Source organism: Janthinobacterium paucivorans (genome assembly GCF_051380805.1).
GTDB lineage: Bacteria > Pseudomonadota > Gammaproteobacteria > Burkholderiales > Burkholderiaceae_D > Janthinobacterium > Janthinobacterium lividum_D.
In genome coordinates, this window is the sequence record NZ_JBNYXR010000003.1 from 25,961 (window position 1) to 41,968 (window position 16,008).

Sequence of the window (16,008 nt, forward strand, 5' to 3'; positions counted from 1 at the left end):
TGCGCGAAAGCAAGCCAGGTCTTCGGGCAGCAGCGTGTCGACGGCGGTAAAATAAGCCATGGCAAACAAACCCCCCACCTTCCCCGGCGCACGCACGGGTCGCGGCCAGGTCCTGGCCGTACTGCTGTCGCACCGCGACCAGTCCGGTGCCGAACCGCTGCAAGGCCGCGTCTCCCTGGCCGCCATCGTCAAGGCGCTCAAACGCAAATACCACTGGCCCATCGAAACGCACAGCTTTCCCGCCAACACGCAGGATGGCCGCGCCAGCTGGGCGACCGTGTACAGCTTGCCGGAAAAAGTGATTTACGCCGCACTGGAGGCCGGTGGCCGCGAGTGGCTGGAGAGCCGGGGAGGGGACGGGCGGCGGTGAGTGTGTCGCCTTGCTGTTCTAGTTACAAACGGTCGACGGTCCTTCTTTGTAATTCGGATCCCGGTAACCGACCAAGATTTCTCCCAGCATGTCGCCGCGCGCCAGCGCCTTGGCCAGTACCCGGTCGGTTCCGCGTTTGGTCAGATACGCATACACGCGTCGTGCGTGACACGCGTCGATCGCAGCAATCTCCCAGATTTCAATCTTGCTGTTGCTCGCACCACCGGCGCGCGTGGTGTCCGTGGCCGACAAGATCCCCCACGGATTGCTATCGAGCGGATCGGCGCCGCCTTCCATTGCAGTGACGGTGGTGCGCGGGAATACGCAGTCATTCGGGCAGTTGGCGACCGTCATCAAGGTGCCGGTTTCCTTCAACACCGTTTTGTTGGTGGCGGTGTCTGTCTGACTTTCCACATCGGGAATGCAGCCATATTGATTCACGGTAGCGTCACCAAAATACTTGCTGCCACGGCCTTTCTGGAACACCAACAAGAGCATGTATTGATGGGGTATGAGCTTATTGGAGGGTTGATCGCTCACGGGGCCAAGCGCGCCGGATGCGCATTTCGGTGAGAGCTGCTTATGAACGATCGGTATTTGCGGCGTTCCTGGCGCGGCGACGGACGCATGGGAGAAGGCTGCAACTAAGGAAAGTGCGGCCAGGAGCTGGCATGTGAAGGATATGGACATGACTTTCCTTGAGAAGGGGAGTTCAAAATAGGGAAACTTAATCATTGAAACATTTTCTATAAGGTAAGACAATGTAATTCTACTGTCGTCTTTTGATGTGCTGACACGGGAGTGCCTGCAAGAAATGTCGCCAGATAAAATGAAGCCTCCATGCAGGATGCGTCGGTTGTTAATTGCCGTTGCGGCTGTTCCCATCCTCGTGCACGGGCGGGCAAGTCCTCGTTTCCACATTGCTTGCCTGTCGTCATCCCGGCAAAGCACGACGGCGTTCGATGCCTTCCAGGCTGCGTTTGGCGCACACGATCCAGCCATGGCGGTCCAGGTGCGCTTTACCCACGCGTTCGCTGACTTTGATCCGCAACGCTTGCGCCATCTTGCGCTCAAGCTCGACGCTGCGGACCCAGATTTGATTCTCTGCTTCGACTTTGATGCGGCGCAGGCGGTCTTGAGCGCGCGCGGAAAAAACGAGATTCCAGTGGTATTTCGTGCTCACGATGATCCCGTCAAGCGTGGCCTCGTCGATAGTTACTCCCGTCCGGGGCGAGGTATGACCGGAATCACTACCTTTCGCTGCATCGACGACAAACTGGTGGAGATCATGCGCGACGCCTTGCCGGCAGCCCGGCGGATTGGTTTTATGCGCGACGCCAGCATCCCCGACGGTGGCTGTCATGTGAAAGCGCAGGAATATGCGCGCAAGCGTGGCGTCGAGTTGCTCGACTACAGTGTGTCGGCGCAGACGGACTTGCCGGCCCTGCTCGCGCGAATCGGATATGCCAAGCCGGACGCCGTGATTGTTTCTGCCACTGCAATAACGTGGAATGGACGCCGTGACGTGATTGCGAAGATGGATGCCCTCGCCTTGCCCGCTCTGTATGAGGCGCAGGTGTTTGTCGATGATGGGGGGCTGATGTACTTTGGTGCAGTGCAATCGGACGCTTACATGCGCCTGGCCCGTGCTGTCGCCCATGTCCTTCGAGGTGGCAAAGCCGGTGAATTCCCGGTCAGCCGGCCAGTCCAGTTCGAATTGCTCATCAACTTCAAGGCCAAGCACGCGCATTCCTACGCCCTCAGCGCCGAGATTTTACGCCGTGCCGACCGGATACTCGAGTGAGCTTTCGGCAGCCACTGTTTCGCAAGTACTTGTTGGTATTGACGGGCATGATCGCTGCCACCTTGATTATTGCCAGCGTTGTGCAGACCGCATTGAGCGTACGTGCCCAGCGCGCGCGCGTCGACGAGTTACTCATGGCACAATCTCAGCTCGCGATCGTGCAGATTCAGTCTTTCCTCTCCAGTATTACGGATTCGATGTTGTGGGCGCTCGACTATGACCAACCTGGACGCCCCGTCGACCTCGCCGGCGTGCGAGATGTTATCCACCGCCTGCTGCGAAAAGTACCGTCGCTATTGCAGTTGCGCTACGTCAGCGTCGACGGTTGCGTGCGCATCGAGGTAGCGCGGGTGAGTGTGGATAGCAGTGATGGCTGCGCTAGCATCCCCCTGCTCGAACACGAACGTACTTTGCTGCGGGAAGCACGCCATAGGCCGGTGGCATATGGCCGCGTCTTGTTTCGCGATGGCTCAGAACCCTATGTCGATATCGCAATCGCATCGCGCAGCCGACTCGGTGGTGCGCTGCTGGCACAAGTGGACCTGCGGCAGATCCATTCGACGGTCACTGCGATTCGCGCTGGCGCCAGCGGATCTGCCTATATTGTCGATCAGGACTGGCAGCTGATCGCCCATCCAGACGCCAATCTGGTGCTCCGCCATCTGGATCTTCGTGCCTCCGATGCGGTGGCCGCCGTGCTCTCCGGTGGCTTGGCTACAAGCCCGACTATGACGTATGACTTCAACGGGAACACCGTGCTCTCGGTGGCTGCACCCGTGCGGGGACCGCGGTGGTGGCTGTTCGTCCAGCAGCCGGCGCGCGAAGCATTCCATCCCATTCTGGAATCGCTGGGCGCGACGCTATTTGTGGTTCTGGTCGCTTTGGTTGCTGCGGTGGCGGTGAGCTATCTGCTGGCACGGCGTATGTCCAGCCCCATCCTTGCTGTGCGTGTCGGGGCCGAACGCATCGGTGCCGGGGATCTGCAGACGCGCATCGTTATCGAGACCGGCGATGAGGTGGAGTTGTTGGCGCATGAGTTCAACCGGATGGCCATCGCCCTCGGCGAGAGCCACGAACACCTGGAGGCAAAGGTCAGTCAGCGAACAGCGGCGCTAGAACTTGTCGGGGCCAAGGTACGGCGCCAGGCCGCCGAGTTAGCCGCTGTGAATGCCGAGCTTTCCAGCCGGCTCGGTGAACTGGCGCTGCGCAAGGATGAGGCGGAGCGCGCCAGCGCGGCCAAGACCCGGTTTCTTGCCGCTGCCAGCCATGATCTGATGCAGCCGATGCATGCGGTAGGGCTGCTGCTCGGGGTTTTGTACGAGCGTTTGCATAATCCGGATGAGAGTAACCTGGTTAGCAAGATCCAGGCCGCCGTGCACGGGATGGAGTCGCTGTTTTCCGGCCTGCTCGATATTTCGAAACTCGATTCACACACCGTGACTCTGGATATGCAGACTATCGAGCTTGAAGACCTGTTCGCTTTTGTCGAGCTCAATTACCAGCCGCTGGCGCAGGAGAAAAATCTGAGTTTGCGATTCGCACGCTGCCGCTACGGGGTCAGGAGCGATTCGGCTTTGCTGGAAAGAATTGTGGCTAATTTGGTGAGCAACGCGATCCGCTACACCGTTGCAGGCAAGGTCTTGATAGGTTGCCGCCGAGTGGGTAATACTGTGCGGTTGCAAGTGCATGACACCGGGGTCGGTATCGCGGCGGCTTTGCAAGGCCATATTTTTGAAGAGTTTTATCAGATCGACACCCAGCGGTGCGAGCCCAGACAGGGCTTGGGGCTCGGGCTCTCCATTGTGCAGCGCTCCGCCGCCTTGCTCGGAGTGGCCATCCATTTAACGTCGACTCCCGGGCGCGGTTCAATGTTCGAGATTACCTTGCCATTTGCGCATCGACAGGCTGCGGCCGTATCCCCGGTTCCTGGCTTAAATACGCAGCGCTTACGCGGGGCCTTCATCGTCGTTGTTGATGACGACGTGAATGCCCTGTATGCCATGGAGCAGCTGTTCGGTCTGGTGGGCTGCCACGTCATCGCTGCGCGTTCTACGGCTGAGATTCACGACTTACTGAGCTGTCATATACGCATACCCGATCTCATCGTCACCGACTTGCGCCTCGGTGGTGCTGACAGTGGTCTGCATGCGATTGACTACATTCGTCGCGACAGCGAACAGAGTATCGCCGCTATCATCGTGACGGGTGAAAGTAATCCACCATCGCAGGCATCACTGCCTGATCACTGCATGCTGCTGCGCAAGCCAGTCCGGCCAGCGAGCCTGTTTAATGCGTGCATCGCCATGCTCGGAATATCTAACCCGGAAACGCCAGTCCCAGCTTATTTGCTGCAATAACGGCTTGCGTACGAGTGGTAACGTTTAAGGCCCGCAGCGCGGCCGAGGTATGTGCCTTGATTGTGCTGAGCGAAAGATCGAGCTCGCGACAGATGATTTTTGTCGATTTGCCCTGTAAGACCAAGTGCAGCACATCCGATTGGCGCTGGGTCATGCCAAGGTCGGCGCAGGTGCGTGCCCGAGGGGTGGCCGGCGCGCTTGGACCCGGGCTGGGAATGTTCCTGTCAGACAGGAATACCGTTGCTGGCAGATAGACCCCTTTCGCCAGAATCAGCCTTAATGCACCGGCCAGCACGCCGGAAGTGGAACTCTTCGGGATGAATCCCATTGCCCCACCATCGATGGCCTGCATCACGCTCGCCCGATCTTCATTTGAAGACAGCACAACCACGGGCACGTCCGGATGGTCGCGCCGCACAGCCGCTAAGCCTTCAAACCCACTCATGCCCGGCAAACCCAGGTCGAGCAGCACAAGGTCCACTCGGTGCGAATCGAGGTGCTCGAGAGCCTGCTCACAGCTGCCGGCTTCGCTGGTGCTGACATCGTCCATCAAAGAGTGCAACACCAGCGACAGGCCCTCGCGGAAGAGGGGGTGATCGTCAACGAGAAGGATGTTCATAAAGCTCCGAGGAGAGTTCATAGGCTGTTGTACCACAGCTGGCACTCGCTTGGGTATGGGCCAGATAGCCGATCCTTCTGGCCAGTAGCGCTGCGGTTTGGGAAAAATCAGAATGGACTCGTTACTTGTCCTCAAACAAGCAATGTCCTCATCGGATTCACCGTCCACGTTGTTGTGACGGGTGGCTGTGTGATCCGCCTTCATCTCTGCCTTCGGGCTTTCAGTTATTGGGAAAACTAATATGAACTTTTTTGACGATGCCGTCGGAGCCCTCGGTAAAAGCCTTGCCAAATCTGCCACCAGTTATCTGGACGATACCACTGGCATGGATGTGGGCGGTACCTTGGCATTTTTGTTCGGTAATGATCAAGCTGCAGCCGGCCAGGACCTGGGCGACCTGGTCAATAGCATCAGTGGTGATTTCAAGCCGGGTCCAGGAGCTGAACTGACACTGTTGCAAGATAGCTTGAACGCGCAAACGGAGCAGATCGGCCAGATCGCCAGCCAGCTCACGGCGATGGGAGCGGCGATCGCTGATATCTATGGCGAGATCAAGGGTATCGAAGCCATGCTCAAGGCAATCGGACAGGACGTGCTCTACGGCAACTGGTTACAGCAAGATAACAGCATCAAAGCCTATTTGGTGCAGATCAGGACTGCATATAGCCAGTACACCCTATACATCGACCCTGCCAATAGCGTCAAGCCGAGGGACATTGCCGACCTCGTCGCGTCCATTCTTGATCCGAATAATGGCGAAGTGACGGCGGCCAATGGCATCAACTCTTTCATGATGTCCGATGGGTCCAATAAAGGCGCGCTCGCGGACTGGGCAAACATGGTCTGCCCGCTGATCGAGGATGGTGCACTCGATTACCGACAAGCGGTCGACCAGTTTCAGGCTTACTATGTCAAGCTGACCTGGGCGCAGCTGCGCGCCACTAACCTGGTCATCGAGGCACACAACTTCAACGGCGATAACATATTAGCCAAGGATGCCTGGTATGCTTATCAGGCGCTGATCCTCGAACAGGAATCGGCGTACATCCAGAATCTGGTTCAGATTGTGCGTTCCGGTCTGGTGGGTTCAACCAAGAGCGGCTATGGTTTCCTGGCGTACCACGCTGCTTGGCAATTCCACCCTGACATGAGTCCGCTGTATAGCGGCAATGTGCGCATTGCGCATTCCTACTATGCGATTTCACCCATTTTTAACACTGCAGAAGCGCTCTTGGCGCGCTTGGCATTGACCGATCCGGCTGACCGCCGCTTGGTCGTTCACATGACCTATTTCGGTGATGCGTTCAAAACGGCGATCGATGGCGCCACGATGACTCTTACGCCGCAAAGTGCCGAAGCAAATACTGCAGTGGCTCCGGATGACGCGTCACTGGTTGTCGGTCCGATGGGTTCGCCCGAGCAGCATTCCGGCAGCTTCGTGGTAGATCCAATTTGGGTGACGGATTCGACCTTCTATGTAAAGCGGCTGGTCTACAGTGGTTCGGATGACTCGGCGCTGGCTGATTGTAAGTATCGCCTGACGAATCAGAACGGACAAGGTCCGCTGCAAGCAATGCAAACCTACAACGGGGTAGCGACCTCGTTTCAGTCCGACGCCGTTCTCAACTATGAGATGCAAATCAATGCGGCCCAGCCGTTTGATTTCATGAATTTTGGCGCATACTTTGGTGGCTAGTCCAGCGGCCTCTGGTCAGGGACGGAAGTCCCTCATGCGCTTGCTTCTGATCGGCCTGCACACCGCAGGCAGCGGGCTGACTGGCGTCGGGATGAGCTTGGCCAGAGCGCTGTCTGACGGTTGTGAGGTCGGTTATGCCGGCATCGACCCTACGGATGCAAGACAACGCTATGGACAACTACCGATGCTTGCGTTTGCAGTCACGTTGCGCGGATGTGGTCCGCGTTTTCAGGTTCATCCCGATGATCTGAAGGCAGCTGTGGCGTCATTCCGGCCCACCTTGATCTTGGTCATCGGGCCGCCCTACTTGGCGCGCCCCTTGTTGGCGCAACTGCAAGCGTTTCGTCCCGCGGTGAAGGTCGCGCTGTACGCGGCCATGGAGGCCGAGCTCACCGACCCCATTGCGCTGCATATTTTTCATGCCTGTGATCTTGTGCTTACTTATAGCGATTTCGCACGCGTATCGGTGGCGCGCCTGGCGGCGCAAAGCGAGAGCGGCCTGTATCTACCGCCGGTTGTGGCGGTTGGGCATGGCATAGGGTCTTGTACTGAGTTTTACTCTTTGCCGGACCAGGCGGGCAGCCAGGGCAACAATGGCGCTTTGCGCCAAAAAATTTTTGACTCGTCGCTTGGCATCAGGCCTTCTTCATTTGTGGTGCTCAATGCCAATCGCGCCTACTTTCGCAAGCGTTTGGATCTGTCTGTTGCCGGCTTCGCGCATTTCGTTTCGTGCACCGATGCGGACGCCCATTTGTACCTTCACGCGCTCTTTATACCGGATCGCGAACGTGCTTCGATCAACTCCCTGGCCGCCGCCGCAGGGCTGGCTGACCGGATTCATCTGATACCCAAGGATGAAGCCGACAATCCGAAGTGCTTGGCCGATCTGAACTTGCTGTACAACGCGGCGGACGTCGGTTTGAACACAGCCATGGGGGAAGGTTTCGGGCTGGTGAGCTTCGAGCATGCGCTGACGGGAAAAGCCCAAGTTGTTCCCGCGCACACGGGATTGCTTGAGGTCTGGCAGGGTGTGGCGGAACTCGTACCCGCAGTGGAACGTCAAGCCATATTTTATGAATACGGCGATATGTTCGCGGTGTCGGCGAGCGCAGTGGCTGATGCCTTGGCTAGGCTCTACGCCGATGCGTCGTATCGCCACAGCCGCGGTGCGGCTGCTCGGGCACTAGCACAGTCAGAGCGGTTTTCATGGGATACGGTGGCGCAGCGTATCCAAGGTGCTGTGAACGGTACGGTGAACAACTGCGGTCTGCATTGCGCCTGAAACGTTCGCCGAAAGGGTGTCGTGAAGGTGAAAAAAGAACGCAGTAAAAATGTCCACGGATTGACACGATGTCGAATCTCATGAACTGACTGGTTTAAAAACAATCGCTTAGGTCGATTTGCGTAGTGATGTGCAAAAAGATCGACGCCGCGCATCTTCTTGCCTGCTTAATGTGATGCACAGGTGGCTGGCGCAGCGCGAAGGCAGCAAGGATGCCGACCCTTGAGGCCGATACATGAACGAAACTATCCGTTGCCATTTGTCGCATCGGAAAACCACGTCATCTATTTGAAGAAAGGAGTGCCCGAAAATACGACAAAAAATTTGTCCTGCATTTGCGCTGCTAGCAATAACCGTTGCCCAAGGGCGCTGACTCTTGCCGTTATATCACTTTGGAGAATGTATGTTGAAACTTAAATTGGTCGTAGCTACCTTGCTCGTCGCCAGCACCACTGTTGCGCTCGCGGCTGTGCCAACCCCGAAAGTTTGTCACGATGGATTCAAGTTGAAAGGGAACACGGATACCGCCTGGAAGGACGTGACGCTCAATGCATGGAATGGAAAAATGCTGCCGGCACTCTGGACCGACAAGGGCGGGCATTTTCTGTCGCAGGTCAAGAAGCGCGGCAACGATGTTGCTATTCAAACCCCGGGTGACCTGGAATCGTTTTTGCGTGGCACCACTGCAGTGCTGGACCCCCAAGACGGACGCTATCACATGGGCAAGAACGAAGGTGGAAAATCAGTACAAGTCATTTTCGATATTAATGCCGCGAGCAAAAAATGTGAGCTAGTGACATTTTTGATCAAGTCAGCAAGCTGAGCCGTCAGCGTCTTGCCGGAGCCGTCTTGAGTTGAGCGGGGTGTTGCGCGATGATGGCATCACGCCGCTGGTAATTTGCGCTGCGAAGTGCTGGGGCAGGAATTCGTCGACCCGGTTGAGCGGCAGGCAGCGATGTGTGTGAGTACATGGCTTAGCCCGGCCTCAAAATCGACGCCATTGAGCTTGGCCGTTCCGATCAACGAGTTGATCGCGGTGCCGCGTTTGATCGGCCGGCTCGGCGCTGGCGCCTGCCCGATCGCGTCGCAGCAGGAACCAGCCCGTTTGGGATGCAGGTGGCGGATCTCATGGCAGCTGGCCCGAGCATGTGCCACGCTTACGCGAGGCTTGTGACGTTTATACGGCCGATGTCGTTTTCCACGTCGGTTCCGCCTGCAGCCAGTCTATGCCCCCAAGCAGTACCGATCCAACATTTGCGCCAGCATGGCCGCGTCTCGCGCACGGCGGCTGTGAACGCGGCGCCACACACGACCGGTCCTGTCGGGGCATTCGCATTTTTTTCGCGATAGCGGCTGCGCAGTTGAGTCGCCTCTCTGTCCGTGAGGTAATATGAGTTGTTTGCTAACACGTAATTGATCTGGACGATGGCAGCCTGACCTCCGCGCTATGATGGCTCGCGCGGCCGAGGTTGTCGTACGTCGTAGCGCGAGAAAAATCACATAATGAGCCATCTTGCACAGACACTGACCGGAGACGCCCCATGTCGTACACCCGCTTTCACAAGAAATCGTTGCCTACGCTGTTGTCCACCCTTGTCTTGTTCGCCGTCGCGGGCCACGCGGCAGCGAGCACCCTGAACCAAAACGTTTCCTGGACCATCGACCGTCCCGGCTCCTCCACCGTCTACCGCGTGGTGGCCTATGGCGATTCGATCTTTGCCGGTTACAACGGCTCCGTCTCCAGCGCCGCCAAGTACTCGGCGCCGACGGTGGACGCGGAATACCTGTCCGCGCTGTGGAACGCCGACATCGAAAGCGTCCGCCGCACCAAGTCCGGCGCGATCGCCTCGGATGTCTACAACAACAAGATCGTGGCCGAACGCTCGTATATGCAGTCGAGTAACACGCGCGTGGTGGCCTTCGAGATGTGCGGCAACGATGGCTTGCAGGCCCGCACCGCCTTCAAAAGCCAATCTGGCACCTGCGACGACAGTGTGCTGACCGCGGCGGAAAACAGCTGCAGGACCTATGTCGAGGCGGCGATGAATTACATCAACGCCAATGCCTATTCCGGCGTCAAGCTCAAGCTGGTGTCGAACTTGCATTACCCCGGCTATGCCGCCGACAATGTCCAAAGCGCGTGCAAGGACCCATCCACCGGCAAGACGGTGAACATGCAGGACAAGTTCCTGCCTTCCCTGGTCAGGATCAACTTCGCGATGTGCGACCTGGCGCGCCAAAAGGGCTTTGCCTGCGCCGACAACTTCGCCCAGTACATGGGGGCCGACTACGACAGCAACGGCGACGGCAAGATCGACTCCGAAGCGCTGCGCTACGTCGCCGGCGAGAGCCAGGCCAGCTATCTGACTCGGATCAGCACCACCTTGCGCTCGACGCTGCGCGACGCCCACACGCACTTTGTGTCGTCCGGCAGCAGCTACGACTACATCCAGTCGGACGACACCCATCCGACCTACAGCGGCAGCACGGTAACGTCCGGCCTGTTTGGCGGCAGCACCGGCAGCGGTGCGCCGCGCTACAACACTTTCTCGGGCGGTAAGAATCCGATCTGGAACCAATATGGTCATGAGCGGATGGGTTGGGCGGTCTCGACCTACAACGTCGCGACGCCTTGATGCCCGGCTGAGCGGATCCCATGGACAAGCCTCCCAAGCGGCCGTCGGATGACACCCCGGGCGCACACCGCGCCTGGCGTCCGCGCGCCGTCTATCTTGCGGTCGCGCTGGTGCTTGCCGTGATCGGCTGTGGCGTATTGGTCTACCTGGTGACGACGCCCGATATCGGCGTGGTCGCCGCTGCGCCGTCGCCGGCGTCCGCCGGCGCGGCGCAACCGGCCTGGCCGCAGCCCGCGCCGGCTGCATCAGCCATGCCGCAAGCCGCGGCGCACATTCCATCGCGCGCGCCCGAGGGCGATGCCGATCCGACGCGCGACCTGAAAAGCTACGTCGCCCGTGGCGAAAATCCGACCATGCCCGAAGTGATAGAACGTCTGCATGAACGCGGCATATACAGCGGCCTGGGCGCGTTTTCGCCGCCGGGCACGCGTCCCCCCATGATCGGCCTGGCGGTACCCGAGGACTTCGAGCTGCCGCCCGGCTACGTGCGCCACCACCAGGCTACCGATGATGGCCAGCGCATCGAGGCCATCCTGATGTTCGCGCCGGATTTCCAGCTGTATGACGCCGCCCATAATCCGATCGACATGCCCAAGGACCGCATCGTGCCGCCGGAGCTGGCGCTGCCCGGTCTGCCGATCCGGCGCATCGTCATTCCCAAGCCGGTGGACCCGGTCGGTCCCGGCCGCTGACCTGCATGCGACAACACCTGAACTCTTCCACCGCGCGCATGGCCGCCGGCATCCTGGCCAGCGCCGTGCTGTCGGCCCTGTATGCGCGCGGCGGCGCCGGCTGGTTGCTGGGCTTCGTGATGCTGGTGCCGTGGCTGCTCACGCTGAACGCCAGCCGCTCGCTGGCGGCCACGCTGGGCTGGGCCTATTTGATGTCGCTGGCCTTCACGGCGGCCGTCTTCCCCTGGTTCGGCACCGCGCTCGGACGCTATACGCAGGTCGGCGCGACCACTGGCCTGGCCGTGCTGCTGCTGGCCGCGCCCTTGTTCCAGCCGCAGTTCCTCGTGTTCGCGCTGGTGCGCCATGCGAGTGGACGCGGGTACGGTCCGCTGTGGCGCGCGCTGGCGGCTGCTGCGGCCTGGGTGGCGGCGGAATGGTTGCTGCCCAAGCTGCTCGGCGACACGCTCGGTCACGGCCTGTATCCATCGCCATTGATGCGCCAGGGCGCCGCCGTGGGGGGCGCTGCAGGCTTGACCGTACTGCTGTTGCTGGCCAATGAAGGCGTGGTGGTGGCGCTGACGCGGCGGCGCGATGGCTGGCGCGCGATCGCCCGCCCGCTCGCCTTGTCCGCACTGGGACCGCTGCTGCTGGCCGGCTACGGGCTGGCGGTGCTCGCGGACAGCGGCGGCAACAGCGACGCCGTCGTCGCCAAGCCGCTGCGCGTGGGCCTGGTCCAGGCGAACATGGTGGACTATGAAGGCATGCGCCGGCAAAAGGGCACCCGTGCCGTGGTGCAGGAAGTGCTCGCGACGCACTTTGCCATGAGCTATGACGCGGTGGTGCGGCGCCATGCGCAGGTGGTGCTGTGGTCGGAGACCGCCTATCCCACCACCTTCGGCCACCCCAAAAGCGCAGCCGGTGCGGATTTCGACCGCGAGATCCTCGCCAACGTCCGCGCCTCAGGCGTGCCCTTCGTGTTCGGCACCTACGACAGCGACAGCGACGGTGAATACAACGCGGCCGCCTTCGTGCAGCCCGACGCCGGCCTGACGGGCTTGTATCGCAAGACGCGCCTGTTCCCCTTCACCGAATACGTGCCGGCCTGGCTGGACGGGCCGCGCCTGCGCAATCTGCTGCCGTGGACCGGCAACTGGCGCGCGGGCAATGGCGCGCGCGTGTTCCCGCTGCGTTTGGCCGATGGCCGCGAGATCCCGGTGCTGCCGCTGATCTGCCTCGACGACGTCGATGCCGACCTGGCGCTCACCGGCGCCCGGCTGGGAGCGCAGGCCATCGTCACCATGTCGAACGATTCCTGGTTCAGCTCCGATCCCGAGGGCGCGCGCCTGCACCAGACGGTGGCGGCGTTTCGCAGCATCGAAACACGGCTGGCGCAGGTGCGCGTCACCACCAACGGCTACAGCGCGGTGTTAGACGCCACCGGCGCCGTGCTGGCCGGCACTAGCATGGGCGTGCCCGCGCTGGTGATCGCCGACCTTGTGCCGAGCCGGCCGGCGCCGACCTTGATGGTCCGGTGGGGCGACTGGGTGGGACGAGCCGCTAGCGTGTTGCTGCTGTTGCTGGCGGCCAGGGCGGCCATTCCCTCGTGGCGTGCACCAGCAGCGGACGCGCAGTCGCCTGCCATGCATTTCCCGGTCAGGGTAGCGGTGTTGCCGCCGGCGGCGCGGCTGGCCGCAGCGCTGCTGCGCACCTTGGCGCGCGCAGGCTTGCTCGGCATCTGTGTGGCGCTGCTGCTCAACGAACCGTTGCGGACCAACACGCTGGCACAGATCCGCCTGTTCTCGGGCCTGTTCCTCGTGCCGGAAATCGCCTCGTGGTGCGTGCTGCTGGCGTTTGCCGCGCAGGCCTCGATCAGCGATACGGCCTTGGTGCTGAGCCGCGGCGCGCAGCGCATCGAACTTGCGCTGAGCGAGATTGCCTCGGTCGAGTTGTGGCGCTTGCAGACTCCTGCCGCCGGCGTCGCGTTGCGCTTGGTCTCGGGGCAGCGCTGGCACTACGGGCTGGCGCTGGCCAACCCGCTCGCTTTTTCCGCAGCGCTGGCCGGCGCTGGCGGTGCGCGGGAGCCCGAGTACTCCGGCGCGGTGATGTGCGTGTATGCGCGCGCCCGCCTGGCGCTGCGTCAACGCAAGCTCGACCTGCCGCTGGCCAAGTTCGTCCTGCTGCCGCTGGCACTGGCGATACCCGCCTTCCATTTGCATCAGCATATCGCCTACGGCAGCGCCTTCGGCGAGTACTACAGCTACGGCCTGAAGGCTTACCTGCTGGCTTTCTCGCTGTGGTGGGCGGCCTGGTCGATCGGCGTCTCCCTGAGCGCGGCCTTGCTGCGCCTGGCGATTGAAATTGGCACGCTGTTAGCGGCGCTGCTGCGTCCGGGACTAGCTATTGAAGTGCGCGGCTGGCTGGAGCGCGCCAGCCGCCTGGCGCTGTATCTCGGCCTGCCCGGCTGGCTGCTGGCGAACCTGTATGGCGCATAAGGGGCGATGCTCGCTGTTTTTATAGCGATTTTTTCGCCACCATTGGCCTGCCCTGCTTGTGCGACGTCGGCTTCGGTAGCTGCCTGCTGACGGCGCAGGTTCACTTCGACTAGCCCACGCCTCAGCTCAGGGGTTTGAGGTGCAGTTCGAGGCGTGTGCGCTTTTAGAGGAGGGATAAGGGAATAGCCGACCAGAAGATGCTGCTGATTTTCCGCACGTTTTACCGAGGTTAAGATACTGGCCATTTTCGCGTTAGTGTCCGCTGCGCAGCACTGGTCAGGCTGGCGGCATCCGTTGAAGGGCAGCTGCTGCATCAAGCAGGCCGCCCAGAATTCTGTCGGCCACCTTTTCCGAAAACCCCACAGGCAGTTCGCTGCGGACCTTTTCTACGATGGTGGGTGTGCGGGCAATGAAATCGAGCAGGAGCGGTTCGGCGTGCGCGCCATAGCCGACCGCTTTTGCAGTGCTATTGAAGTGTCGCCGCTGTATGCCATGCGCGAGGTAGTGCCGGTTGCTTCCGAGTAGTGCCATCGCCATCTTGAGCTTGCGTTCGGACCACTGGTTTGGGCCAGGGCCGATCACAGGGTAGCCGGACATCACATCATAGATGGGCGTTAGCTTGAACCGGCCGGCACCAGCCAAGAGCTGGATACTGAAGTTCTTGGCATGGCCATCGGGTGCGCGCAGCATCCAGAACAGAAGTTGGGAGGCCATCAGCGTGTGCATGTCGGCAGCGCTTTGCTGTGATTGCTGCAGCAGGGTAAACATCTGTTTTAACCCCGGTCCACCGTCATTTTCGTATTTCAGCAGCGGTGATGTTCCCGTCGCCTGGCAAAAATCCTCCTGAACCAGCCGGAACAGCTGCTTGCCATCGCTTGATCGCACGCGGTCAAAACGCTCAACGACGAGTACCCGTTGCGCGCCGAACGTCGCAATCTGGGCGTTTGCCGTGGGCAGTCCATACTCCTTGAACAGCCGCAGGCATAGCCACTCGTTATCGACCGACGTGCTGAAGTCGGCTTTTTTCCCGCCTACCATCCCGATCGGAAGCTTGAAGATGTGCGTTGTGGGCGTCGCGCCACGCGGCTTCATCCATTTCCCATCCCACCACAAGAAGGCGTCTTTCTCTTGCGCGCCAGCGAGCGAAATGCGGAAATCATCGTCTGCATCATCGGTGGCGCCGTGTCGCTCCGAGCTGACCACTTCGAGCAAGTGCCGCTCGATGTTTTCCTCGTCAAGGGCGATGCCATCGACCTGGGCCAGCCCTTCCGGTTTGCCGCCTTCGGGCAGCAGCTGCAAGGCGCCGACGCAGTCCCGGCCGATAGCCGCGAGCAGGTCGAACGGTTCGAGAGAGCCTGTCTTGAACCGGGTCGCAACGCGTTTGCGAATGATGTCACTGTCCGGCAGCAAGCCCTCAAAGTAGTTGGCAACACGGGCACCCTTGAGCGGTTCATTGCGTAGATTGAACGGCAGCGACAGCGAGATCGGGCGCCCGAGCCTTGAACTTTGCCAGGACGCATCGTACTGGAGTTCGGAGTCGCCGTTGGCCTTGACCGTCCAGCGTCCTACATAGTCGCCATTTGCCCAAAGATGGAGCGTCTGGCTGTGTGAGCGGCGGCCCATAGCTACCACTCGGCCGAATTGCTTGTGGCGGATGTATCGCGCTCGCCCAACTGCAGCTCTAGCTCGAGCGCGGAGCACCAGCTGAGTAACTGCTTGACGCTGATTTCGTCAGGATGACTCTCCAGGTAGGAGATGCGATTCTGGCTCAAGCCGACACGCGTGCCTACAGTCGCCTGGGTGATCTTATGCCGTTTGCGGGTCGATGCGAGCAACTGGCCGAGCTGCGACGCCGTGAGGAGACGGTGGGTGGTAGGCGAGAAGGACATGTGTGGTATCCGTTATTCAGATATATCAATATTATCTGAAATGCAGATAAAGTCAAGATATCTGAATAACGGATGTGTCAGAAATAGCTGAGGGACAGATAAAGCGGGGAAGAGATAAGGAACAGTTGGCCGGAAGATGCTGCAGATTTCCTCGCGCTTCACCGGGGTATGCGAGGCACCAAGGCCGACTGT

Annotated in this window: 13 protein-coding genes and 1 pseudogene; 9 read left to right on the forward strand and 5 right to left on the reverse strand. The window is 60.3% G+C overall.

From position 1 onward, the window contains the following. Positions 1 to 58: 58 nt before the first annotated feature. Positions 59 to 370 (forward strand): hypothetical protein, encoded by a 312-nt coding sequence (locus ACQ4V8_RS04685; protein WP_010394090.1) that lies wholly within the window; start codon positions 59 to 61, stop codon positions 368 to 370. An 18-nt stretch (positions 371 to 388) separates the two neighbouring features. Here ACQ4V8_RS04685 and ACQ4V8_RS04690 read toward each other — a convergent pair whose 3' ends face one another. Continuing rightward, positions 389 to 1,060 (reverse strand): hypothetical protein, encoded by a 672-nt coding sequence (locus ACQ4V8_RS04690; RefSeq protein WP_128089115.1) that lies wholly within the window; start codon positions 1,058 to 1,060, stop codon positions 389 to 391. 124 nt (positions 1,061 to 1,184) lie between these two features. On the opposite strand from ACQ4V8_RS04690, the gene ACQ4V8_RS04695 reads away from it, so the two are divergent. Further along, positions 1,185 to 2,174 (forward strand): ABC transporter substrate-binding protein, encoded by a 990-nt coding sequence (locus ACQ4V8_RS04695; RefSeq protein WP_436571001.1) that lies wholly within the window; start codon positions 1,185 to 1,187, stop codon positions 2,172 to 2,174. Continuing rightward, positions 2,171 to 4,531: a sensor histidine kinase gene (locus tag ACQ4V8_RS04700; protein WP_436571002.1), complete on the forward strand. Its 2,361-nt coding sequence runs from the start codon at positions 2,171 to 2,173 to the stop codon at positions 4,529 to 4,531. Before ACQ4V8_RS04695 ends, ACQ4V8_RS04700 begins: the two co-directional genes overlap by 4 nt. On the opposite strand, the gene ACQ4V8_RS04705 is transcribed toward ACQ4V8_RS04700, so the two are convergent. After that, the gene (locus ACQ4V8_RS04705) at positions 4,491 to 5,150 is read right to left on the reverse strand and encodes a response regulator transcription factor (protein WP_436571003.1); all 660 of its coding nucleotides are present in this window, start codon (positions 5,148 to 5,150) and stop codon (positions 4,491 to 4,493) included. The two genes, ACQ4V8_RS04700 and ACQ4V8_RS04705, sit on opposite strands and share 41 nt — an antisense overlap. Positions 5,151 to 5,391: 241 nt before the next feature. Here ACQ4V8_RS04705 and ACQ4V8_RS04710 point away from each other — a divergent pair, with 241 nt between their 5' ends. The 3 genes from ACQ4V8_RS04710 (at position 5,392) to ACQ4V8_RS04720 (ending at position 8,951) form a co-directional block, all read left to right on the forward strand. Continuing rightward, positions 5,392 to 6,846: a hypothetical protein gene (locus ACQ4V8_RS04710; protein WP_010394105.1), complete on the forward strand. Its 1,455-nt coding sequence runs from the start codon at positions 5,392 to 5,394 to the stop codon at positions 6,844 to 6,846. A gap of 34 nt (positions 6,847 to 6,880) precedes the next feature. Next, a complete protein-coding gene (locus ACQ4V8_RS04715) occupies positions 6,881 to 8,128 on the forward strand; it encodes a glycosyltransferase family protein (RefSeq protein WP_070345952.1) in 1,248 nt (415 codons plus the stop codon). Between the two features lie 403 nt (positions 8,129 to 8,531). Beyond that, the gene (locus ACQ4V8_RS04720) at positions 8,532 to 8,951 is read left to right on the forward strand and encodes a hypothetical protein (RefSeq protein WP_436571004.1); all 420 of its coding nucleotides are present in this window, start codon (positions 8,532 to 8,534) and stop codon (positions 8,949 to 8,951) included. Here the strand turns inward: ACQ4V8_RS04720 and ACQ4V8_RS04725 are convergent. Beyond that, positions 8,940 to 9,175, reverse strand: a pseudogene (locus ACQ4V8_RS04725) (transposase domain-containing protein); the annotation flags it as partial. The gene ACQ4V8_RS04720 and the pseudogene ACQ4V8_RS04725 sit on opposite strands and share 12 nt — an antisense overlap. A gap of 494 nt (positions 9,176 to 9,669) precedes the next feature. Here ACQ4V8_RS04725 and ACQ4V8_RS04730 point away from each other — a divergent pair. Genes ACQ4V8_RS04730 through lnt form a run of 3 tightly spaced genes read left to right on the forward strand, consistent with a single transcriptional unit; the run spans position 9,670 to position 13,927 of the window. Further along, positions 9,670 to 10,764, forward strand: a complete 1,095-nt coding sequence (locus ACQ4V8_RS04730) for a hypothetical protein (RefSeq protein WP_010394112.1) — start codon at positions 9,670 to 9,672, stop codon at positions 10,762 to 10,764. Between the two features lie 20 nt (positions 10,765 to 10,784). Next, positions 10,785 to 11,456 carry a hypothetical protein gene (locus ACQ4V8_RS04735; protein WP_436571005.1) on the forward strand — a complete coding sequence of 224 codons (672 nt, stop codon included), beginning with the start codon at positions 10,785 to 10,787 and terminating at the stop codon, positions 11,454 to 11,456. A gap of 5 nt (positions 11,457 to 11,461) precedes the next feature. Beyond that, on the forward strand, positions 11,462 to 13,927 hold the full coding sequence (lnt, locus tag ACQ4V8_RS04740) for an apolipoprotein N-acyltransferase (protein WP_436571006.1): 2,466 nt from the start codon (positions 11,462 to 11,464) through the stop codon (positions 13,925 to 13,927). Between the two features lie 276 nt (positions 13,928 to 14,203). On the opposite strand, the gene ACQ4V8_RS04745 is transcribed toward lnt, so the two are convergent. After that, positions 14,204 to 15,550: a type II toxin-antitoxin system HipA family toxin gene (locus tag ACQ4V8_RS04745; RefSeq protein WP_436571007.1), complete on the reverse strand. Its 1,347-nt coding sequence runs from the start codon at positions 15,548 to 15,550 to the stop codon at positions 14,204 to 14,206. A 2-nt stretch (positions 15,551 to 15,552) separates the two neighbouring features. Further along, entirely contained in the window at positions 15,553 to 15,816 is a 264-nt protein-coding gene (locus tag ACQ4V8_RS04750) for a helix-turn-helix domain-containing protein (RefSeq protein WP_010394120.1), read from the reverse strand. Positions 15,817 to 16,008: the final 192 nt, after the last annotated feature.